A 21,363-nucleotide genomic window follows, 5' to 3' on the forward strand; every position below is an offset into this window, starting at 1 on the left:
CATGAGATTTTCGGCGTTATTCGCGATCGGCGTGTTACTGCTTGGCGGCATGGCGCAGGCCGACACCAAACTGGTCGGCGGTGATATGTATTTTCACGGCACTATCAGAGCGCTGGCCTGCAGCCTGGCACCAGGAGGCGACAAAATCGAGGTCGATTTCGGGCAAATCGCGACGCAGGATCTCTATCTCTCGGGGCGCAGTAAGCCGGAAAAATTCAGCATTCAGCTACGCGACTGCAACCCCGAGGTTTTTCGCGGGATCTCGGTCACTTTCAGTGGTAGTGAGGATGCTGAACTGGACGATCATCTGGCGCTGGATAGCAGTGAACAGGGTGGCGCGACTGGGATCGGTATTGGGATGAGCGAAGAGGACGGCACGGCAATTCGCCTTGATGAGAGCACGTCAGTCAAAGAGATAACTGCAGGCTCGATGACGCTAAATTTTTGGGCGTGGGTCGCAGCAGAGCCGTCGGCGATAAAAAATCAGTCTCTCGAATACGGTCCGTTCAGCGCCAGCGGGACCTGGACACTGAACTACCAGTAGCATGATGAACGCACTGAATCGTATTGCCCCGCTGCCTGCGCAGAAATTATTGCTCGTTATTAGTCTGTTTTTCTGGTGTGGGGGAATGCATCTCTACTGGCTGAATAACGGCGGCAGCGGTCTGTCGTTGCCGCTTAATATTACGAGCTGGATTTATGCCGTTGTGCTGGCTGCAAGCGCATCAGTGCTGGTTCCTCGTCAACGCTGGCGCATCACTGTCCCCGCCACGGTTTTTTCGATGGGGGCGCTCATCCTGACGCTGCTTTGTCTGCTGACGCCTGGCGTCTGGCAGTTCGAGGCGCAGCTGGTCGCAGGGGCGCTGCTGGGAGGCGTGCTCGTCTATCTGGTGACATTGCAGATTCCGCTTGCGGCAAACACCCTGACGGTACTGCTGACCCTGCTATGGGGCGCGTGCGTCATCGAATGTCTGGCGTTTTTGTATCAGTACTGGCATTTGCCGGGAGTTGATTACTGGGAGTTTGCCTGGCGACGCGGTACGCGGCCCTACGGTATTTTTCAGCAGGTCAATCTGATGGCCAGCTTCACTGCATCTGGTGTGCTGCTGTCAGCCCCGCTCTTTTTACGGCTACGCGACAGATATCGAATTGTCATCGGGGTTGCTCTGGTGATGATGGGCTTTGTGCTGCATGAATCCCAGTCGCAAACCGGCTATGTGTCTGTGGTGGTAGGTGAAGTCTTGCTGCTGGTGGTTTTCCCGGCGCAACGCCGTATGTTGTTGCTACTTCTGCTGCCGCTGGCGTTAGGCATGGTGGCGGGCACGCTCGCTCGCCATTTTTTGTCCGTTGCTACAGTCGATCACCAGACCACTTCCCAGGTGCGCTGGACGGTGCTTAAAACGTCACTGGCATTATTTGCCGAACGCCCGTGGACGGGGTGGGGCGTGGGCAGTTTTGCCGCCGTGTTTCTCGAACGCGCGGGGCCGTTGGGGCTGAGCAGCATCTCGCATCCGCACAATGAGCTGGTGCTGTGGCTGGTGGAGGGCGGCCTGGTGGGGTTGGCGGGGGCGCTGTGCTTTATTACGGGGGGCTTCTGGCTGTGGATGCACGGAAATCGCTGGCGTCGCGCTTGTCTGGTGGCGGCGCTGCCGGTGGTCATTCATATGTTGACGGAATACCCCGCCAGGCAGTCAACACCACACTGGTTACTGCTGATCCTGCTGCTTCGTTGTGCAGATAGCCCGCTAAAAGGGGCTCGCCTGACGCTTACGTCGACGTCGCTGATTCGTGCGCTGGCATTGATCTCGTTTTTAACCTTCACGCCACTGTTGCTTCTCTCACTGCACACGCAACAGCAGTTGACGCTGGCGGAGCGGCAGTCAGCGCAGTGGCGTCTGGCCGAGTCGCTCCCGGTAGGAGGCTGGCTCCTTGCCCCTCGCTACCGGTTTGATGTTCAGATGGGGTATCTGCAACGGTATCAGCGTACCCGGGACGCTCGCTGGCTGGAAGCGGTTCGCCGCTGGGCGCCTGACTATGTGCGTGTTCACCCAGACCCGAATGTCTCCTTCACGCAAATCTTGCTGGCGTTACAGCAGCGCGACCTACCTGAGGCGCATCGTCTGGCGACGCGCTTTTACCTGACATACCCGAACGATCGCCGTATCCCGTGGCTGCAGGATGCACGACGTCCTTTCAATCAAAAAATGGAATGATATGAACAGATTCAGCGAACAGACCCGCCATGTGCCAGAGCTTCCCCGCAACGCCGAGCTGCTGCGGATCACCGGGATCCGTTTGCAGCGCATCCATTTTTTTGATGATGCATCGCTGGATGTCTGTGAGGTGTTAAGTCAGGTACGCACGCCGCTACCGCTCGATCTTTTTTTCAAGCACCTTTCCATCACCGCAAAACAGCAGCTATTTCTGTGGCAAATGCGGCAGGTACTGGCACTCTCAGGAAGTTATTCGCTGAATTTATCCGTCAGGATGCTGACCTGTCTGTCGTGGATTGCGCAGCTCGCCCGACAGGCGCATCAGGGGCGGATTGTTATCGAAATTCAGGATCCGGGCACCATGATGCGACTGGAAAAGGCAGAACAGCAGGCCGTATGCATTGCCGTTAAAACCCTGGTGCGTCACGGGTTTCGCGTGTGGTTGGATGATGTTTCGCCTGAGCTATTTTTTGTCTGGCGACTGTCTGGCATCCGTTTCGATGCCATCAAAATTGAAAGCGGAATGTTTCATCAGTTCAGGACGTCGGATTGGCAGTTAAGGGTACTGGTCAATCAATTTCGCGGGCTGGGAGAACGGGTTGTGATCGAGGGGGTGGAAACGCCGCAGGATTATGCCATTTGCCGTATGAGCGGCGCAGATGCTGTACAGGGATTTTTGTTCGAGCAGGAAGTATTACCGAAAAGCCTGAATCATTGCTGATTCAGGCCATGGTCATTATTCGCTCAGCGTCTGTGCGATATCTTTTTGCACCTGCTGGCGCTGTTCTGGGGTCAGTACTTTGTTCAGGTCGAAATAGTATTTCACGCGGTAATAACGCGCCTGCTGTTCGATATTGCTGAACGCGGAAAGCTGTTTTTTGACGGCGGCGTCATCCCATTTCCCGGACTTGATGACGTCAATCAACGCGCCGTCTTTAACATCCTTCACCGATATCTGGCTAACGTTGGTTTCGAGCTGCTGGTGCAGTTTTTTGATTTGCGCAACCTGGTCAGTGCTCAGTTTAAGGTGCTGAACTACCGGGTCCTGAGCTGGTGCGGGTACAGTGGATACGTTTGCTGCAAGCGTGCTAAAAGAAGCGCCAGCCACGGTTGCCGCCAGCAAAGTCATGCGTACGAAGTTCTTCATTTCGGGATCCTGATAAGGGAATTATTAACATTGTCTGTCACTCGCTGGAGACGAGTGATTATCCTTTGCAGAATACGATGCCCGAAACACGTCGCCACGCGAATTTGTTTTGCGGTTGGTTACGGAGTGAAACAATCCCGCTACGGAAAACGTTGTGCAGCGGGAAGAAGGCGATATCTACAGCGTGAACGGGTCAGCGTCCTGCCAGGCGGGGAACTTCTCGCGGTACTCGCGCAGCGCCGAGAGTGACAGTTCAGCGTCAATGCGCGTAGCCTGATGTGGCTCGGCGGTGGCAATAATCTCCCCTTGCGGATTAATCACCCGGCTGTCACCGCGATAATGATGGCCGTTACCGTCAGTACCCACGCGGTTACATCCTGCTACATAAGCCTGGTTCTCAATTGCCCGCGCGGTGAGCAGAACCTGCCAGTGTAGCGAACGCGGCGCCGGCCAGTTGGCGACATACAATGCCAGGTCGTAATCGTTGCGGTTGCGCGACCATACCGGAAAACGCAGGTCATAACAGACCAACGGCAGAATGCGCCAGCCGCGCCATTCAAAAATAACCCGTGCGTCACCCGCCTGATAATGTTGATGTTCATCCGCCATGCGGAACAGATGGCGCTTGTCATAGAAATGGACATTACCTTCGGGTTCGACCAGCAAAAAGCGGTTTACCGGGCCACGTTCAGACAGGAGAGCGGCGCTGCCTGCTATAAGGGCGTTCGTCTGTTGCGCCTTCGTGCGCATCCAACTGACAACCTCTTCCTGCGGCAGCGATTTGCTTGCCGCTTCCATGGCAAATCCGCTGGTAAACATTTCAGGTAACACAATGACATCACGTCCGGTGACGGTTTCCAGTTGGCGGTCGAAATGGCGCAGGTTGGCCGGGCCATCCATCCAGATCAGCGGTTGTTGCAGCAGAGTAATTTTCAAACCGGGCACGATCGAGGCTCCTCATTGAACAACATTTTGACACTGTAGCATGAGCTCTAACTGAAATGTGGCAATAAAAAGCCCCGCATTAAGCGGGGCTAAACGTTGTGCGTGTGTCGTTACGCGGCTTCGACTTTACGCACCTTCTCTGGCAGCTTTACCGGCTGAGTCGCCAGCGCCTCGGGTTCAAAGTCATCCACGTTGATGCTACGCAGACGACTCGCTTCGGCTTTCACCAGAATTGCGGCTTCGTCTTTATCAATCAGCCCTTTAGCCAGCGCATTGTGCGCCAGTTCATCCAGGCGGGTAAACGGCAGGTTTTTGCCCAGCTCTTTGCAGATCCGCTGGTGGATAGGGTCGGCTGCAATCACATCCAGCAAAGCCTCTTCCAGCAAACCTACCGGGTTATGCTCGCTCGGCGTCAGGTATTGACCGCGGCCAAGGCGAGAACGGGTGGCGCTCGGAACCTGCAGAATCTTCGCGACTTTATGATCCAGCTTGTCAGACGGTGCATGGTAGTGGCGACCGGTAGGGAAGATAACCACATTCAGCAGTCCCGCGACCAGTCGGTTCGGGAAGTTTTTCAGCAGGTCGTCCATCGCCTGTTCCGCTTTGTACAACGCATCCTGAACACCCCAGTGAACCAACGGCAGGTCTGCTTCATTACGGCCTTCATCGTCATAACGCTTCAGTACCGCAGAGGCCAGATACAGCTGACTTAATACATCGCCCAGACGCGCGGAGATACGTTCACGGCGCTTCAGGCTACCGCCCAGTACGGCCATGGAGACATCCGAAAGCAGTGCCAGGTTAGCGCTCAGACGGTTCAGATGTTGGTAGTAACGTTTGGTCGCATCGCCGGTTGGCGTGCTGCTGGTTAAGCCGCGCGTCAGGCCCAACCAGAAGCTGCGCACTTTGTTACTACCGACGTGGCCGATGTGTTTGAACAGCAGCTTGTCGAATGCATTCACATCGTTACTCTGTGCCGCAGCCATCTCTTCCAGAACGTACGGATGGCAGCGAATCGCCCCCTGACCGAAGATCATCATGCTCCGGGTCAGAATGTTGGCACCTTCAACGGTAATGGCGATAGGCGCGCCCTGATAAGCACGGGCGAGGAAGTTGCTTTCGCCAAGCATAATGCCTTTACCGCCAGTAATATCCATTGCATCGATGATTGACTGCTGTCCACGGTGGGTACAGTGATACTTCACGATGGCCGACAGGACCGCCGGTTTTTCACCCAGCATAATACCGTAGGTAATCAGCGACGCCGCTGCATCCATCACGTACGCGTTACCCGCAATACGTGCCAACGGCTCTTCAATACCTTCCATCTTACCGATAGAGATTTTGAACTGGCGACGAATATGTGCATACGCGCCGGTTGCCATTGCGACCGATTTCACGCCGCCCGTCGAGTTAGACGGCAGGGTAATACCGCGTCCCACGGACAGACATTCCACCAGCATGCGCCAGCCCTGACCGGCCATTTTTGGGCCACCGATGATGTAATCAATCGGCACGAAGACATCTTTGCCCAGCGTAGGACCGTTCTGGAACGGTACGTTCAGAGGGAAGTGTCGACGCCCAATTTGTACGCCTGGCGTTGACGTTGGGATCAGCGCACAGGTAATGCCGAGATCTTCTTCACCACCCAGCAGTTTTTCCGGGTCGGAGAGTTTAAATGCCAGACCCAGTACGGTAGCGATAGGCGCCAGCGTGATATAACGCTTATTCCAGGTCAGGCGCATACCCAGCACCTGCTGGCCCTGCCAGTCGCCCATACAAACCACGCCGGTATCAGGGATCGCGCCTGCATCGGAACCCGCTTCCGGGCTGGTCAGAGCAAAGCAGGGGATCTCCTGACCACGTGCCAGACGCGGCAGGTAATGATTCTTCTGCTCTTCGGTGCCGTAATGCTGCAGCAGTTCGCCAGGGCCTAGGGAGTTAGGTACGCCAACGGTGATCGCCAGGATCCCGGAAACGCCGGAGAGTTTCTGCAGAACGCGAGCCTGAGCATATGCGGAGAATTCCAGCCCGCCGTACTCTTTCTTAATGATCATCGCGAAGAAGCGGTGTTCTTTCAGATACGCCCACAGTTCCGGCGGCAGATCCGCGAGTTCATGGGTGATCTGGAAGTCGTTCGCCATGCGGCAGGCTTCTTCCACCGGGCCGTCAATAAACGCTTGTTCTTCAGCTGTCAGATGCGGCTGAGGATAGTTATGCAGTTTTTTCCAGTCTGGCTTGCCCTGGAACAGGTCGCCTTCCCACCAGGTTGTACCGGCATCAATCGCCTCTTTCTCAGTGCGCGACATCGGCGGCATGACTTTACGGAAACCGCGGAACACTGGCGCAGAGATCATGGATTTGCGCATTGGCGTAAAGTTAAACGGTACGAGGAGAATGGCCAGAGGAACCAGCAGCCAGATTGACCACAGGCCAACCACGCCAAGCGCAGCTGTCCAGGCGAGCAAAATTAAGCTGCTGAGGAATAAGCTCACGCGGTGATAAAACAGAACGCTGAGCAGAACAACCGTAGCGATAATACTCAAAATCATCATAACGAAAAGCTCCCTTGCTTGTAGGAGGTCTGACCACTTGTGATGATATGGTTGTAGTGGATGTAAATTCTTTTAGCAATGTGTTTACAAAATAATTACAACAAAGCTCACATTGTTGCTGTTTTAACCGGCACAAAAAATCAAAAGCCGCAGCCATTCCTGTGGCTTGTACTTCTCGCTGGTAGCGCTATCCGGTACACTGCATCTTGTCATTTACATTCATGCTGAAGGATATCCTCATGTACCAGGATCTTATTCGTAACGAACTGAGCGAAGCGGCGGAAACGCTGGCTAATTTTCTTAAAGATGACGCCAATATTCACGCCATTCAGCGCGCGGCGGTCCTGTTGGCAGACAGCTTTAAAGCTGGCGGTAAGGTACTTTCTTGCGGTAACGGCGGTTCCCATTGCGACGCGATGCACTTCGCCGAAGAGCTGACCGGACGTTATCGCGAAAACCGCCCAGGCTACCCGGCGATCGCTATCTCTGATGTCAGCCATATCTCCTGCGTCAGCAACGATTTCGGTTACGATTATGTCTTCTCCCGCTACGTTGAAGCCGTGGGCCGCGAAGGCGATGTCCTGTTAGGCATCTCTACTTCAGGGAATTCCGCTAACGTGATTAAAGCGATTGCCGCAGCGCGCGAGAAAGGGATGAAAGTCATCACCCTGACGGGTAAAGATGGCGGCAAAATGGCGGGCAGTGCGGATATCGAAATTCGCGTACCACACTTTGGCTATGCTGACCGCATTCAGGAAATTCATATCAAAGTGATCCATATCCTGATCCAGTTGATCGAAAAAGAGATGGTGAAGTAAGAAGGCTATTTTATTTGCCATTTTGAATCCGGGCAGTGCCCGAAATCCTCACGTACTACGTGTACGCTCCGGTTTCTGCGCGCTGTCCGAATCTAAACTGGCTGCAACAATTACGCCTTCCCGCTTAAAGGCGTTTGTGGAGGTGATGTATGTGCGAACTGCTCGGGATGAGCGCCAATGTGCCAACCGATATCTGCTTTAGCTTCACCGGGCTGGTTCAGCGCGGCGGAGGTACCGGGCCGCACAAAGACGGCTGGGGTATTACGTTTTATGAAGGTAAGGGTTGCCGTACGTTTAAAGATCCGCAACCCAGCTTTAATTCGCCTATCGCCAAACTGGTACAAGACTATCCCATCAAATCCTGTTCCGTGATTGCCCATATTCGTCAGGCGAATCGTGGCGAAGTGGCATTGGAAAACACCCATCCATTTACGCGTGAACTGTGGGGACGTAACTGGACGTACGCTCATAATGGACAGCTCAGCGGCTATAAATCGCTGGAAACCGGTAATTTCCGTCCGGTCGGGGAAACCGACAGCGAAAAAGCTTTCTGCTGGCTGCTCCACAAGCTGACTGAACGGTATCCGCGTACGCCTGGCAATATGACGGCAGTGTTTAAATATATCGCGATGCTGGCAGGAGAATTGCGTGAGAAGGGCGTCTTCAACATGCTGTTGTCTGACGGGCGTTATGTAATGGCTTTCTGCTCGACCAACCTGTTTTGGATCACCCGTCGTGCGCCGTTTGGCGTGGCGACACTGCTGGATCAGGATGTGGAAATCGATTTTAGCTCAGAGACCACACCCAATGATGTGGTCACCGTGATTGCCACTCAGCCGCTAACCGGCAATGAAACCTGGCAAAAGATTATGCCAGGCGAGTGGGCGTTATTTTGTCTCGGGGAGCGTATAGTTTGATGCCAGCTGCGGCTGAACCACTTCGTGACTCAACGGCTTGCTGATAACGTAACGGCCATCGACGACGGAAACGGTCGGTGGCTTACGCGTTTGTTCAAAGTAATCGTAGCCCGGCTTTAGCTGCGCCCAGAATTCTTTGTAATACGAGAACTTATGGCGCTGCATGTTGGCATCGGTCATGCGGAATGGATAAATGCTAACCTGCACGCTGGACTGCCCAAACACCAGTGCGCCGGTGACAAACTGGAAAATCTCATCAATGCCGTTGTCGGTCATTGCGTAGCAGCCGACGGAAACGCAGGCGCCGTGGATCATCAGGTATTTACCTTCATAACCGTGTGCGCGGTCGTAGGCGTTAGGGAAACCAATGTTAATCGCTTTATAAAAGCGGCTATCCGGTTTCAGCTGTCCGCGCTGTACGCTGTAAAACCCTTCCGGGCTTTTGAAATCGCCCTGACGCTGTTTCGGACCTAAGCCGCCGGAATAATTGCAGATCTTATAGCTGTCGAGCAATTGATACTGTTCGCCCATCTTGACGTACAGATCCAGCGTTCGCTCTTCTTTGAAGATCTGGATATAGACGGGGGAGCCCATTAATTGCTGCTTATATTCTTTGCTGACAGGCGTAGTCGGGCTGCTGCTGCTCAGCAAACCGGCAAATGAAACGCACGGCAATAAAAGCATCGCAAGAAAAAATGCGATTTTACGCATACTGCTTATTCCTTGATAAAACGATTACACACGCCAGGACGGCTAAAAGAGTTCCCAAATCGGATAAATCTGGATCTGGAGCGCTCACATTATCACCCAGAGAGTTTTTCGCAAGTCTCTCGTGCGGCGTTTACACTTTAGATTTTCTTTATACGGAAAATTGTGCTTAAAGGCAGTCAGACACTGACGTATTTTGCGGGTTAGCGCACGTCATTTAGTCTTCTGAGTGCAGAATTCCTAATATATTGAATTTAAAAAATTAATAATTTAATAATCGAATATTAAAATGGAATGCTCGGCAATAGCGGTAGACTGCGGCGAACGTGTTTGATTAGGTAGTGTTATTTTCATGTCTTTTGTCTCTGCGCCCCGACGCTTTTTGCCGGGTCTGCTGTCTTTGTGTGTTGTGTTGTCCTCGCCGTCTGTCGCCAAAGTTCAGCCCCTCTTATCTGACGCCCATTTAAGCTATGCGGCGCAATTACGCATGCGTAACCGCGCCCGGCTGCTGAAGCAGTACCACGCGCAGGTAAAAAAGCAGGCAAGTTATGTGGTGGAAGGTAATGCGCAAAGTAAAAGCGCGCTGCGCCAGCAAAACAGGACGCTGATTAAACAGCACCCGGAGTGGTTCCCGGGGCCATTAAAAGCGAGCGATCAACGCTGGCAGGAGCTGGCTGAGAATGACCATTTTCTCAGTAGCGATCATCTGCACAACATAACCGAAGTGGCAATCCACCGTCTTGAGCAGCAGTTAGGTAAACCCTATTTGTGGGGCGGGACCAGCCCGGAACAAGGCTTTGACTGTAGCGGGCTGATCTTTTATGCCTACAACAAAATTCTGGCAGCAAAATTGCCACGTACGGCGAATGAAATGTATCACTATCGGCGGGCGACCATCGTCGCGAATCGCGACCTGCGTCGTGGTGATTTATTGTTCTTTCATATTCACAGTCGGGATATTGCCGATCATATGGGCGTCTATTTGGGGCAGGGACAATTTATTGAATCGCCGCGTACGGGAGAAACGATTCGGGTGAGCAATTTATCCGATGACTTCTGGCAGGATCATTATCTCGGCGCTCGTCGTATTCTGACGGAAAATACCATTCTGTAATCAAAAAGGCGGTGCGAATGGCACCGCCTCGTCAGGGGTTAACTCAACGCCCCCATGATCTTTAATTCCAGCTCATCCGGAACTTCGTTATATGACAACACCTGTAAGCCTGGTGCAAACAGGCGCGCATAGCGCGCAAGCAGAGGACGTAGCTGCGGTGCGACCAGCAGTACCGGCTCTTTACCCGCGGCTTTCATCTGTTCTTTAATCTGCGGCATATTGGTCTGGAACTGATTCAGCATATTAGGATCGACCGGTACGCTATCGAGCACCACTTTGCCGCTTTGCTGAGCCTGATTCACTACATTAGCCAGCAGATTCTCCAGCTCATTATTCAGCGTGTAGACCGCCAGCTCATCTTTGCGCACAAACGGATGGGTAATGCTGCGACGGAGCGCCAGACGCACATCTGCCGTTAACAGAATATGATCTTTAGTGACGGCGCTACTGGCGACCAGTACGGTGGCAATGGTAACGATATCGCGCAGCGGCACGCCTTCGACCAGCAGCGCCCGATAAACCTTCAAGAGCTGGCTGTAATTCAGCGCCGCGCTCAGATCTTCCGCCAGACGGGGGGCCATCGTAGAGAGGCGGTTATGCAGTTGGGTAATATCATCGTAGTTAAACAGGTCGGGAATAAAGTTGCGAATGACCTTATTCACATGCGTCGCAATGACGCTGGCACTATCAATGACCTGATACCCCATATTTAGCGCTTTGGCTTTTTGCGCCGGGACAATCCACGTCACCGGCATACCGTAGGCCGGATCGTGGCCTAAAACACCATCGATCTCGCCATACGTTTCACTGGAGGGCAGCGCCATCAGCTTATCTGAGGGAATATCGGCCTCATCAGCCTTGATCCCATTGATAAAAATGGCGTACTGGGTCGGTTTTAGACGGAAGTTTTCGCGGATGCGAATTTCCGGGAGCAGCACGCCGTTAGTGTCTGAGACAACCTGCCGTACACCGCGAATACGTTGAGTGAGCGGATTCCCTTTGGATTTGTCTACCAGCGACACCAGCTTGTACCCCAGGCTCAGGCTGATTGGCTCGATCAAAGGGATAGTTTCCCAACTGACCTGTTGCTCAGTAGTTTCAACGATGGTTTTAGTCAGCGTCTCAAGATTTTTCTCTTCAGTTTCAGCCACCTTCGGGCGCTTGCTCATACGCCAGGCGGTGAAACCCATCAGGGCGCTGAACACCAGGAACGGGAAGTGCGGCATTCCCGGTACCACCGCCAGTACAAACATAATGCTGGTGGCGGTATAAAGTACGGAGGGGCTGGCCAGCAACTGGCTACGCACGTCTGTGGCGATATCACCGCTGTCGCTCACGCGTGTAACGATAATCGCCGCCGCCGTCGACAGCAGCAGAGATGGGATCTGGGCAACCAGACCATCGCCGATGGTCATCAGTACGTATTGCTGGAATGCGGCTTCGGCGCTTAAATCGTATTTAAAAATACCGATACAGACGCCGCCTATCAGGTTGATGGCCAGGATCATCATCCCGGCGATGGCATCACCGCGCACGAACTTCGACGCACCGTCCATTGCGCCATAGAAATCCGCTTCGCCCGCCACATCTTTACGTCGCGCCTGCGCCTGGGCCTGATTAATCAGGCCTGCGTTCAGATCGGCATCGATCGCCATCTGCTTCCCGGGCATGGCGTCCAGCGTAAAGCGGGCCGAAACCTCGGAGATACGCTCGGCACCCTTGGTAACCACGATAAAGTTGATTGTGAACAGCGTCAGTAAAGCTGACCGCGAAAATATCGTGGCGGCGCTGCATGGTCAGTCAATCTTTAACGGTGGCGGTATGGCGCCGTTAAATAAGCTGGGCAAGCAGCCGATAGCGCCGGGAGCGCAGAAGAAAAACGTCACGCGCAACAAACTCGATAAAACCGTCAACCCACAGGAGACGGCGAAAATTACGGAAGAGAACGCGAAAAAGGCGCTGGATGTGAATGAAAAAGCGGTGCTGCTGAAACAAAAATCAGCCCGCGAATTGGGCGAACTGGCGACCGACATTAACGTTATCGCCCGCAATGCGCATATGGAAACTAACCTCGAGATGGAGATTGTTCCTCAGGGGCTGCGCGTACTGATTAAAGATGACCAGAATCGCAATATGTTTGAGCGCGGTAGCGCCAGGATTATGCCGTTCTTTAAATCGCTGCTGGTTGAACTGACCCCCGTGTTTGACTCGCTGGATAACAAGATAATCATCACCGGGCATACAGACGCGATGAGCTATAAGAGTAACATTTACAACAACTGGAACCTCTCCGGCGACCGCGCTTTGTCGGCGCGACGCGTGCTGGAGGATGCCGGAATGCCGCAGAATAAAGTCATGCAGGTCAGCGCGATGGCGGACCAAATGCTGCTGGATGCGAAAAACCCGGAAAGTGCCGGGAACCGTCGCATTGAGATCATGGTGCTGACGCAAAGCGCTTCCGATACGTTGTATCAATATTTTGGCCAGCAGGGAGAGAAGGTTGTGCAACCGCTGGTGGATAAGCTGGACAAGCAAAAGCAAGTGACTTCTTTACGTCAACAATCTGCTCCCGTCACTCATTAATTCTGTTCCCGTCCCCCACGCAACGTGGGGGCAATTTATTCCTCAGGAAGGCAATGTGATAGATGTAACCCATATTATTCCATTGGATATTCATACTGATAACGTCACCGATGTAGCCTGTCAGGGGGCGCATTTCGACAAGGTCTCAGGTATCTGGTACACCGAATCCCACGAGCTAAACGGGGCGCTTCGTGACTATGTCTACGACACCGACAATTTTAATATTGTCGCGCCGTACTATCTGGTGATTACCTCGAAGATGCACTGCTGGAGCTGCCACCAAATTACCCGCATCCATGGCGTGATGTTTACCCGCTTTATTAAGAAAAATCAGGATGGTCAGGGCTGGCAGTCGGTCAGGCGTAACAGCTTTTTGTTCCACATTAATTCTCTGCCTGAAGAGATAAAAAAGAACATCAAAGCCAGCAATTACTACCTCGATAAAAGTAAAACCACCGGGCTACGTTACTGGATGAATCACTGTGAAATTTGTGGTGAACGTCTGGGCGACTACGAGCTTTTCTGCGTTGAAAATGATGCCTTCCGCCTGATGACAATCGAAAAACTGCTGCGGGCAAATGTTCGCAAAGTGAATAAACTGTTTGTCAGTACGGCGGGTAATCCCGCAGAACATACGAAAAAGGATATTGTGCGTTACCTGTGCGATGCCCGCTTCGTCATGAATGGTCCGGCGTAAGGAATAATCATACTTCTCACACTATAAAAATACTGTATACTTAAACAGTATTGTGGGAGGCGAGTAATGCGCAAAATCATACATGTTGATATGGACTGCTTTTTCGCAGCGGTGGAAATGCGCGATAACCCCGCTCTGCGTGACATCCCCATTGCCATCGGCGGCAGCCGGGAGCGCCGGGGGGTTATCAGTACAGCCAATTACCCGGCGCGCAAATTTGGCGTGCGTAGCGCGATGCCAACGGGAATGGCGTTAAAGCTATGCCCGCATCTTACCTTATTACCCGGTCGCTACGAGGCCTACAAAGAAGCCTCCCGCCAGATTCAGGCTATTTTCTCCCGCTATACCTCGCTGATTGAACCCCTGTCGCTGGATGAAGCCTATCTGGATGTAACCGACAGCACCCACTGCCACGGTTCTGCCACGCTGATCGCCCAGGAGATCCGCCAGACGATTTTTAACGAGCTGCAGCTAACCGCCTCCGCCGGGATTGCGCCGGTTAAATTTCTGGCAAAAATAGCCTCCGATCTCAACAAGCCCAACGGGCAATATGTGATTACCCCTGCCGATGTTCCTGAATTTCTCAAAACGTTACCGCTCGGCAAAATTCCCGGCGTCGGCAAAGTCTCCGCCGCGAAGCTGGAATCAATGGGATTGCGTACCTGCGAGGATGTTCAAAAATACGACCTGGCAATGCTGCTCAAACGTTTTGGTAAGTTTGGTCGCGTGCTGTGGGAGCGAAGCCAGGGCATTGACGAGCGGGACGTTAACAACGACAGACTGCGCAAATCCGTCGGCGTGGAGCGCACGCTGGCGGAAGATATTCATGAGTGGTCAGAGTGTGAGGCGATTATTGAGCGGCTTTATCCCGAACTGGAACGGCGTCTGGCCAAGGTAAAGCCGGATCTCCTTATCGCTCGCCAGGGGATAAAACTCAAGTTTAATGATTTCCAGCAGACCACGCAGGAGCACGTCTGGCCGCGCTTAAATAAAGATGACTTAATTGCGACGGCGCGTAAAACCTGGGAAGAACGTCGGGGAGGGCGAGGCGTGAGGCTGGTGGGATTACACGTCACGCTGCTGGATCCCCAACTGGAAAGACAGCTGCTGTTGGGGCTGTGACTCTGATGGATTGCCGGATTAGCGCAGCGCTATCCGGCATTTAGCGCAGGATCTTACTTCGCCGGAATAGACTTCAGCAGTTCAGTCAGCAGCGTCCAGTAGTGACCAACGCTTTCGATATGAACCTGCTCATCCGGGGAGTGCGGACCGGTGATGGTTGGCCCGATGGAAACCATGTCCATTTCCGGATACGGTTTCTTGAACAGGCCACATTCCAGACCGGCGTGAATGATCTGGATGTTTGGCGTTTTGTTGAACAGACGCTGGTAGGTTTCGCGAACCAGGTGCATAACCGGAGAGTTAGCATCCGGCTGCCAGCCAGGGTATCCGCCTTTGGCCTGGGTTTTCGCGCCAGCCAGTTTACCCAGTGAATCCAGCATGCTCACCACGTAGTCTTTACCGCTGTCGATCAGGGAACGGATCAGGCAGTGAATTTCAACGTTGTCGTCAGTCATGGTTACAACGCCGACGTTCAGGGAGGTTTCTACCACGCCTTTGGCTACGTCGGAATTGCGGATAACACCGTTCGGGGTGGCGTTCAGCAGACGTACGAAGCTGTCGCGAGACTGAGTGGTCAGCGCGGCTTTGTCGTGAGTCACGGCATCCAGCAGCAGAGCCAGGTTCTTCTCTTTGGCTTCCAGTTCGTTTTTCAGGATTTCCTGGTAGGTATTGACCAGCGCTTTTAACGCATCAACTTTATCTGCCGCCACGGCGAGGGTGGCAAAGGCTTCACGCGGAATTGCGTTGCGCAGCGTACCGCCGTTGAAATCAACCAGACGCAGATCCAGCTCTTCAGCGTGACCCGCCAGGAAGCGTACCAGCAGCTTGTTAGCGTTACCGAGACCAACGTGGATTTCGCCACCGGAGTGACCGCCTTTCAGGCCTTTCAACGTCAGCTTAAAGCTCTGGAAGCCAGCCGGGATTGCTTCACGGGACAGCGGCAGGTTAGAGGTAAAGTCGATACCGCCTGCGCAACCCATATAGATCTCACCTTCTTCTTCAGAGTCGGTGTTGATCAGGATATCTGCCTGCAGCCAGTTAGCCTGCAGACCAAACGCGCCATCCATACCTGCTTCTTCGGTCATGGTCAGCAGCACTTCGAGCGGACCGTGTACCACGTTGTCATCAGCCAGAACGGCCAGTGCGGACGCCATACCGATGCCGTTATCCGCACCCAGCGTGGTGCCACGGGCTTTTACCCATTCGCCGTCAATATAAGGCTGGATAGGATCTTTAGTGAAGTCGTGCACGGTGTCGTTATTTTTCTGCGGGACCATATCCAGGTGCGCTTGCAGAACGACCGGCTTGCGGTTTTCCATTCCTGCGGTAGCGGGTTTGCGAATCAGGATATTACCGACCTGATCGCGCTCGACGTGGAAACCTTTCTCTTGGGCCCAGCTCAGAATGTGTTCAGCGAGCTGCTCTTCATGGTAGGACGGATGAGGAATAGAACAGATTTTGGCAAAAATATCCCACAGCGGTTGCGGGGATAACTGAGACAGTTCAGACACGTTGAGTCTCCTTGGCGATGTCCTACAAAACTTGCTTGCAGGCCACAGGGTTAGCAGAATTAAAAACATCACAAGTCAGGCTTGCGCGATGCGATTGAGAATACCACTTTCTCCGCTGACGGCTAGCATAAAGCATGCAAAAAGAGGCACGGATTCCGCGAAACACTGGTTTTTAGTGCGTCAGATCTCTATAATCTCGCGCAACCTATTTCCCCCTCGAACACTTTTTAAGCCGTAGATAAACAGGCTGGGACACTTCACATGAGCGAAAAATACGTCGTCACCTGGGACATGTTGCAGATCCATGCACGTAAACTGGCAAGCCGCCTGATGCCTTCTGAACAATGGAAAGGCATTATTGCCGTTAGCCGTGGTGGTCTGGTGCCGGGCGCATTGCTGGCGCGTGAATTGGGTATTCGTCATGTCGATACCGTATGCATCTCCAGCTACGATCACGACAACCAGCGCGAACTGAAAGTGCTGAAGCGTGCCGAAGGCGACGGTGAAGGTTTCATCGTAATTGATGACCTGGTTGACACCGGTGGTACCGCCGTAGCGATCCGCGAAATGTACCCTAAAGCGCATTTCGTCACTATTTTCGCTAAGCCGGCAGGTCGCCCGCTGGTGAATGATTATGTTGTTGATATCCCTCAGGATACCTGGATTGAGCAGCCGTGGGATATGGGCGTAGTGTTCGTTCCGCCGATCTCGGGTCGCTAATCTAAAAAGTTTTCAACGCCCGCACTGTCGGGCGTTGTTCTTTTTGTGCTGTGTCAGGTTACACTATGCCTTAGTGAGTACTCATGGAGGCTGCAATCATGTCACAGGCTAACCTCAGCGAAGTCCTGTTTAAACCCCGCTTCAAACACCCTGAAACGTCAACGCTGGTTCGTCGTTTTAATCACGGCGCGCAGCCGTCCGTACAATCGACCCTGGATGGCAAAACCATCCCGCACTGGTACCGTATGGTGAACCGCCTGATGTGGATCTGGCGTGGCGTCGATCCGCGCGAAATCCTCGAAGTGCAGGCGCGTATCGTCATGAGCGAAGCCGAACGCACCGATAAAGAGCTTTACGACACGGTTATCGGCTATCGCGGCGGAAACTGGATTTACGAGTGGGCGAAGCAGGCGATGGACTGGCAACAGAAAGCCTCTATGGAAGAGGATCCGCAGGTGAGCGGACGCCACTGGCTGCATGCTTCCACGCTCTACAACATCGCCGCTTATCCGCACTTAAAAGGCGATGAGCTGGCAGAGCAGGCGCAGGCTCTGGCCAATCGCGCCTATGAAGAGGCCGCACAGCGTCTGCCGGGCACGCTGCGTGAGATGGAATTTGCCGTTACCGGCGGCGCGCCGATTACCGGCTTCCTGCATATGCCAAAAGGCGACGGTCCGTTCCCGACGGTGCTGATGTGCGGTGGCCTCGATTCCATGCAAACGGATTATTACACTCTGTATGAGCGCTACTTTGCCCCGCGCGGTATTGCCATGCTGACGCTGGATATGCCGTCGGTCGGGTTCTCGTCAAAATGGAAACTGACCCAGGACTCCAGCCTGCTGCACCAGCACGTATTAAAAGCGCTGCCGAATGTTCCGTGGGTGGATCACACTCGTGTGGCGGCCTTCGGCTTCCGCTTTGGCGCCAACGTGGCGGTACGCCTGGCGTATCTGGAATCATCACGTCTGAAGGCGGTGGCCTGTTTGGGTCCGGTGGTTCATGCGCTGCTTAGCGACCCGCAGCGCCAGGCAAGCGTCCCGGAAATGTACCTTGACGTTCTGGCCAGTCGTTTGGGAATGCACGACGCATCCGATGAAGCGTTGCGCGTTGAGCTTAATCGCTATTCATTAAAAGTGCAGGGCCTGCTGGGCCGACGCTGCCCAACGCCAATGCTGTCGGGGTTCTGGAAAAACGATCCGTTTAGCCCGGAAGAGGAGTCGCGTTTAATCACTTCTTCATCTTCTGACGGTAAGTTGCTGGAGATTCCATTCAACCCGGTGTATCGCAATTTTGACAAAGGGCTGCAGGAAATAACCGGTTGGATCAATCAGAGATTGTGTTAAAAGTTTGCTAAATTTTATCGATTTGGTAAAACAGGTGCTTCACCTAAGGAGATCGTAATGACGTTACCGAGTGGGCATCCGAAAAGTAGATTGATCAAGAAATTCACCGCGCTTGGCCCGTACATCCGGGAAGGGCAGTGCGAAGATAATCGGTTTTTTTTCGATTGTCTGGCTGTTTGCGTCAATGTGAAACCCGCCCCAGAGAAACGCGAGTTTTGGGGCTGGTGGATGGAACTGGAGGCGCAGGAAAAACGCTTCACGTACAGCTACCAGTTTGGCTTGTTCGATAAAGACGGGAACTGGACTGCGGTGCCGGTGAAAGAGACTGAAGTGGTAGAGCGACTGGAATACACCTTACGTGAATTTCATGAAAAATTACGTGGGTTGTTAACGTCGCTGAATCTGGCGCTGGAGCCTGCTGACGATTTTAACGATGAACCGGTTAAATTAACGGCATAATGAACAGTAAAATGCCGGATGGCGGCGCAACCCATCCGGCATTTTTTTATGCTACATCAGAACTGATAAACCATACCGACAGCAACGATATCATCATTGTTGATGCCCAGTTTATTGTCGCTATCGAGCTGGTTGATTTTATAATCGACAAACGCGGACATATTTTTGTTGAAATAGTACGTTGCGCCAACGTCGATATAATTGACCAGATCCTCATTGCCTACGCCTTCAATATCTTTCCCTTTTGACAGCACATAACCCAGTGACGGACGCAGACCAAAGTCAAACTGGTACTGAACTACCGCTTCGAAGTTCTGTGTTTTATTGGCGAAGCCGCCGGAAATTGGCGTCATATTGCGCGTTTCAGAATAGAACGTCGCAATATAAATATCGTTAGCATCATATTTTAAACCGGTTGCCCAGGCTTCTGCTTTATCGCCAGTCCCGCGCGTTTGCAGATTCTGTTGGTTGGTACGATCGGAGTTGGTATACGCACCGCTCACCGCGAAATCGCTGCCGCCAAAATCATAGGTAACGGAAGTACCAAAACCGTCGCCATTTTGTTTTTTCACATCGCGGTCCTGATTTTTCCCCTGGTATTGCAGGGTGAGATCCAGACCATCCACGACGCCGAAGAAGTCGGTGTTACGGTAGGTCGCCAGGCCGCTGGCGCGTTTGGTCATAAAGTTATCGGTCTGCGCGGAGGAGTCGCCGCCGAATTCCGGGAACATATCGGTCCACGCTTCCACGTCGTACAGCGCGCCGAGGTTACGACCGTAATCAAACGAGCCAAGGTTTTTTAATTTCAGACCGGCAAAGGCCAGACGGGTTTTTTGCTGGTTTGAGTCGCTTTCGGCTTTATTGCCGGCGAACTCTGCTTCCCAGCGGCCATATCCCGTCAGTTCATCGTTAATTTGCGTTTCGCCTTTAAAACCTAAACGGATATAGCTCTGGTCGCCGTCTTTGCTGTCATAATCCGTCATGTAATGCATGGCTTTTACTTTGCCGTACAGGTCCAGTTTATTACCGTTCTTGTTATACACTTCCGCTGCCTGTACGGATGCCGACGCAGTAATACCCATCACCACTAATGCCAGAGTGCTCTTTTTCATTTTCATTCCTGATTAAAAGTACGCGCTAATATTCACTGGGTGTGATCCCCGTTAAAAGACAGGAGGGTTTTTAACGTCTGGTAATGAACGTTTTATGACAAAGTAAGAATATTTTTAAAAAAGGATGTTTTTTTGTTTCTGTAATAAATGCGTCAAAATCTGCCGCTACGCTTGCTGATCCTGCGCAATAAAATTTCATGCTTTGTGAGCTGGTTGTTGGCAACCGGGGCCAGTCCTGCTAAAACGTTCGTTTGATATCATTTTCCCCAATTTTGAATGGCAGAGAATCATGAGTGACAGCCAGACGCTGGTGGTAAAACTTGGCACCAGTGTGTTAACGGGCGGATCGCGCCGCCTGAACCGCGCCCATATCGTAGAACTGGTTCGCCAGTGTGCGCAGCTCCATGCCGCAGGGCATCGTATTGTTATCGTTACCTCGGGCGCGATTGCCGCCGGACGTGAGCATCTGGGTTACCCTGAGCTCCCGGCAACGATAGCCTCGAAACAGCTGTTGGCGGCGGTAGGGCAGAGCCGATTGATTCAACTGTGGGAACAGTTGTTCTCGATTTACGGTATTCACATCGGACAGATGCTGCTAACGCGTGCGGATATGGAAGACAGAGAGCGCTTCCTTAACGCCCGCGATACGCTACGCGCGCTGCTGGATAACAACATCGTTCCTGTCATTAATGAGAACGACGCCGTAGCGACCGCCGAAATTAAAGTCGGTGATAACGACAACCTTTCAGCGCTGGCGGCGATTCTGGCCGGGGCCGATAAGCTGCTGCTGCTGACCGATCAGCAAGGGCTGTTTACCGCCGATCCGCGCACCAACCCGCAGGCTGAGCTGATCAAAGACGTTCACGGTATTGATGATGCGCTGCGCGCCATTGCCGGTGATAGCGTCTCGGGTCTGGGAACCGGCGGTATGGGGACTAAACTGCAGGCCGCTGATGTTGCATGCCGCGCCGGGATTGACACCATTATTGCCGCAGGCAGCAAGCCGGGCGTAATTGGCGACGTGATGGAAGGGGTTTCCGTTGGGACGCGTTTCCATGCACAGGCCTCTCCGCTGGAGAACCGTAAACGCTGGATCTTCGGCGCACCGCCTGCCGGGGAAATTACCGTTGATGAGGGTGCGACCGCAGCGATTCTGGAGCGTGGCAGTTCATTACTGCCAAAAGGCATTAAAAGCGTGACAGGCAACTTCTCTCGTGGTGAAGTGATCCGCATCTGCAATCTCGAAGGGCGCGATATTGCCCACGGCGTTACCCGCTATAACAGCGATGCGCTGCGCCGTATTGCCGGACATCACTCACAACAGATCGACACCATCCTGGGCTACGAATACGGTCCGGTTGCTGTCCATCGCGACGACATGATTACCCGTTAAGGAACA

Annotated in this window: 19 protein-coding genes and 1 pseudogene; 13 read left to right on the forward strand and 7 right to left on the reverse strand. The window is 53.2% G+C overall.

Going from position 1 to position 21,363, the window contains the following annotated elements; all coding sequences use genetic code 11:
- Position 1: 1 nt before the first annotated feature.
- From OGV75_RS09670 to OGV75_RS09680, 3 genes are read left to right on the forward strand one after another with little or no spacing between them, the layout of a single operon-like run.
- Entirely contained in the window at positions 2 to 544 is a 543-nt protein-coding gene (locus OGV75_RS09670; RefSeq protein WP_016155755.1) for a fimbrial protein, read from the forward strand.
- Position 545: 1 nt separating this feature from the next.
- Entirely contained in the window at positions 546 to 2,213 is a 1,668-nt protein-coding gene (locus OGV75_RS09675) for an O-antigen ligase family protein (protein ID WP_269518851.1), read from the forward strand.
- Between the two features lies 1 nt (position 2,214).
- A complete protein-coding gene (locus OGV75_RS09680) occupies positions 2,215 to 2,934 on the forward strand; it encodes an EAL domain-containing protein (RefSeq protein ID WP_053389577.1) in 720 nt (239 codons plus the stop codon).
- 15 nt (positions 2,935 to 2,949) lie between these two features.
- On the opposite strand, the gene OGV75_RS09685 is transcribed toward OGV75_RS09680, so the two are convergent.
- The 3 genes from OGV75_RS09685 to fadE form a co-directional block, all read right to left on the reverse strand.
- Positions 2,950 to 3,360 carry a Spy/CpxP family protein refolding chaperone gene (locus OGV75_RS09685; RefSeq protein WP_046275741.1) on the reverse strand — a complete coding sequence of 137 codons (411 nt, stop codon included), beginning with the start codon at positions 3,358 to 3,360 and terminating at the stop codon, positions 2,950 to 2,952.
- A gap of 177 nt (positions 3,361 to 3,537) precedes the next feature.
- The gene (locus tag OGV75_RS09690) at positions 3,538 to 4,305 is read right to left on the reverse strand and encodes an amidohydrolase (protein WP_016151813.1); all 768 of its coding nucleotides are present in this window, start codon (positions 4,303 to 4,305) and stop codon (positions 3,538 to 3,540) included.
- Between the two features lie 110 nt (positions 4,306 to 4,415).
- Complete coding sequence (fadE, locus tag OGV75_RS09695) at positions 4,416 to 6,860, reverse strand: acyl-CoA dehydrogenase FadE (protein ID WP_016151814.1); 2,445 nt, start codon at positions 6,858 to 6,860, stop codon at positions 4,416 to 4,418.
- A 239-nt stretch (positions 6,861 to 7,099) separates the two neighbouring features.
- Between fadE and lpcA the strand changes: the two genes are divergently transcribed.
- Positions 7,100 to 7,678, forward strand: a complete 579-nt coding sequence (lpcA, locus tag OGV75_RS09700) for a D-sedoheptulose 7-phosphate isomerase (protein WP_016155760.1) — start codon at positions 7,100 to 7,102, stop codon at positions 7,676 to 7,678.
- 149 nt (positions 7,679 to 7,827) lie between these two features.
- On the forward strand, positions 7,828 to 8,595 hold the full coding sequence (locus OGV75_RS09705) for a class II glutamine amidotransferase (protein ID WP_016151816.1): 768 nt from the start codon (positions 7,828 to 7,830) through the stop codon (positions 8,593 to 8,595).
- Here the strand turns inward: OGV75_RS09705 and dpaA are convergent.
- Entirely contained in the window at positions 8,566 to 9,306 is a 741-nt protein-coding gene (gene dpaA / locus OGV75_RS09710) for a peptidoglycan meso-diaminopimelic acid protein amidase (protein ID WP_016151817.1), read from the reverse strand. The two genes, OGV75_RS09705 and dpaA, sit on opposite strands and share 30 nt — an antisense overlap.
- 349 nt (positions 9,307 to 9,655) lie before the next feature.
- Between dpaA and OGV75_RS09715 the strand changes: the two genes are divergently transcribed.
- The gene (locus tag OGV75_RS09715) at positions 9,656 to 10,417 is read left to right on the forward strand and encodes a C40 family peptidase (RefSeq protein ID WP_016155761.1); all 762 of its coding nucleotides are present in this window, start codon (positions 9,656 to 9,658) and stop codon (positions 10,415 to 10,417) included.
- A gap of 38 nt (positions 10,418 to 10,455) precedes the next feature.
- On the opposite strand, the pseudogene OGV75_RS09720 reads toward OGV75_RS09715, so the two are convergent.
- Positions 10,456 to 12,174, reverse strand: a pseudogene (locus tag OGV75_RS09720) (flagellar biosynthesis protein FlhA); the annotation flags it as partial.
- Between OGV75_RS09720 and lafU the strand changes: the two are divergent.
- From lafU to dinB, 3 genes are all read left to right on the forward strand, one after another.
- Positions 12,086 to 13,000, forward strand: coding sequence for a putative lateral flagellar export/assembly protein LafU (gene lafU / locus OGV75_RS09725; protein ID WP_071600315.1), 915 nt, complete (start codon positions 12,086 to 12,088; stop codon positions 12,998 to 13,000). The pseudogene OGV75_RS09720 and the gene lafU sit on opposite strands and share 89 nt — an antisense overlap.
- A gap of 55 nt (positions 13,001 to 13,055) precedes the next feature.
- The gene (locus OGV75_RS09730) at positions 13,056 to 13,697 is read left to right on the forward strand and encodes a DNA primase (RefSeq protein ID WP_286480602.1); all 642 of its coding nucleotides are present in this window, start codon (positions 13,056 to 13,058) and stop codon (positions 13,695 to 13,697) included.
- Between the two features lie 66 nt (positions 13,698 to 13,763).
- Entirely contained in the window at positions 13,764 to 14,819 is a 1,056-nt protein-coding gene (gene dinB, locus OGV75_RS09735; protein WP_016155765.1) for a DNA polymerase IV, read from the forward strand.
- A 53-nt stretch (positions 14,820 to 14,872) separates the two neighbouring features.
- On the opposite strand, the gene pepD is transcribed toward dinB, so the two are convergent.
- Positions 14,873 to 16,330: a cytosol nonspecific dipeptidase gene (gene pepD / locus OGV75_RS09740; protein WP_016151863.1), complete on the reverse strand. Its 1,458-nt coding sequence runs from the start codon at positions 16,328 to 16,330 to the stop codon at positions 14,873 to 14,875.
- A gap of 261 nt (positions 16,331 to 16,591) precedes the next feature.
- On the opposite strand from pepD, the gene gpt reads away from it, so the two are divergent.
- The 3 genes from gpt (at position 16,592) to crl (ending at position 18,852) form a co-directional block, all read left to right on the forward strand.
- Positions 16,592 to 17,050 (forward strand): xanthine phosphoribosyltransferase, encoded by a 459-nt coding sequence (gene gpt, locus OGV75_RS09745; RefSeq protein ID WP_003031380.1) that lies wholly within the window; start codon positions 16,592 to 16,594, stop codon positions 17,048 to 17,050.
- A 98-nt stretch (positions 17,051 to 17,148) separates the two neighbouring features.
- Complete coding sequence (gene frsA, locus OGV75_RS09750) at positions 17,149 to 18,393, forward strand: esterase FrsA (RefSeq protein WP_016155767.1); 1,245 nt, start codon at positions 17,149 to 17,151, stop codon at positions 18,391 to 18,393.
- A 57-nt stretch (positions 18,394 to 18,450) separates the two neighbouring features.
- Entirely contained in the window at positions 18,451 to 18,852 is a 402-nt protein-coding gene (crl, locus tag OGV75_RS09755; protein WP_016151866.1) for a sigma factor-binding protein Crl, read from the forward strand.
- Positions 18,853 to 18,908: 56 nt separating this feature from the next.
- Here crl and phoE read toward each other — a convergent pair whose 3' ends face one another.
- Positions 18,909 to 19,964 carry a phosphoporin PhoE gene (phoE, locus tag OGV75_RS09760; RefSeq protein ID WP_016151867.1) on the reverse strand — a complete coding sequence of 352 codons (1,056 nt, stop codon included), beginning with the start codon at positions 19,962 to 19,964 and terminating at the stop codon, positions 18,909 to 18,911.
- A 289-nt stretch (positions 19,965 to 20,253) separates the two neighbouring features.
- Here phoE and proB point away from each other — a divergent pair, with 289 nt between their 5' ends.
- Entirely contained in the window at positions 20,254 to 21,357 is a 1,104-nt protein-coding gene (gene proB, locus OGV75_RS09765) for a glutamate 5-kinase (protein WP_003031373.1), read from the forward strand.
- Positions 21,358 to 21,363 lie beyond the last annotated feature (6 nt).

The organism is Citrobacter sp. Cb028 (genome assembly GCF_030336705.1).
GTDB classification, from domain to species: Bacteria; Pseudomonadota; Gammaproteobacteria; order Enterobacterales; family Enterobacteriaceae; genus Citrobacter; species Citrobacter braakii.

Coding starts and splice junctions, on each gene's coding strand:
- OGV75_RS09670 (WP_016155755.1), top strand. CDS start 2: ATGAGATTTTCGGCGTTATTCGCGATCGGCGTGTTACTGCTTGGCGGC.
- OGV75_RS09675 (WP_269518851.1), top strand. CDS start 546: ATGATGAACGCACTGAATCGTATTGCCCCGCTGCCTGCGCAGAAATTA.
- OGV75_RS09680 (WP_053389577.1), top strand. CDS start 2,215: ATGAACAGATTCAGCGAACAGACCCGCCATGTGCCAGAGCTTCCCCGC.
- OGV75_RS09685 (WP_046275741.1), bottom strand. CDS start 3,360: ATGAAGAACTTCGTACGCATGACTTTGCTGGCGGCAACCGTGGCTGGC.
- fadE (WP_016151814.1), bottom strand. CDS start 6,860: ATGATGATTTTGAGTATTATCGCTACGGTTGTTCTGCTCAGCGTTCTG.
- lpcA (WP_016155760.1), top strand. CDS start 7,100: ATGTACCAGGATCTTATTCGTAACGAACTGAGCGAAGCGGCGGAAACG.
- OGV75_RS09705 (WP_016151816.1), top strand. CDS start 7,828: ATGTGCGAACTGCTCGGGATGAGCGCCAATGTGCCAACCGATATCTGC.
- dpaA (WP_016151817.1), bottom strand. CDS start 9,306: ATGCGTAAAATCGCATTTTTTCTTGCGATGCTTTTATTGCCGTGCGTT.
- OGV75_RS09715 (WP_016155761.1), top strand. CDS start 9,656: ATGTCTTTTGTCTCTGCGCCCCGACGCTTTTTGCCGGGTCTGCTGTCT.
- lafU (WP_071600315.1), top strand. CDS start 12,086: ATGGCGTCCAGCGTAAAGCGGGCCGAAACCTCGGAGATACGCTCGGCA.
- dinB (WP_016155765.1), top strand. CDS start 13,764: ATGCGCAAAATCATACATGTTGATATGGACTGCTTTTTCGCAGCGGTG.
- gpt (WP_003031380.1), top strand. CDS start 16,592: ATGAGCGAAAAATACGTCGTCACCTGGGACATGTTGCAGATCCATGCA.
- frsA (WP_016155767.1), top strand. CDS start 17,149: ATGTCACAGGCTAACCTCAGCGAAGTCCTGTTTAAACCCCGCTTCAAA.
- crl (WP_016151866.1), top strand. CDS start 18,451: ATGACGTTACCGAGTGGGCATCCGAAAAGTAGATTGATCAAGAAATTC.
- phoE (WP_016151867.1), bottom strand. CDS start 19,964: ATGAAAAAGAGCACTCTGGCATTAGTGGTGATGGGTATTACTGCGTCG.
- proB (WP_003031373.1), top strand. CDS start 20,254: ATGAGTGACAGCCAGACGCTGGTGGTAAAACTTGGCACCAGTGTGTTA.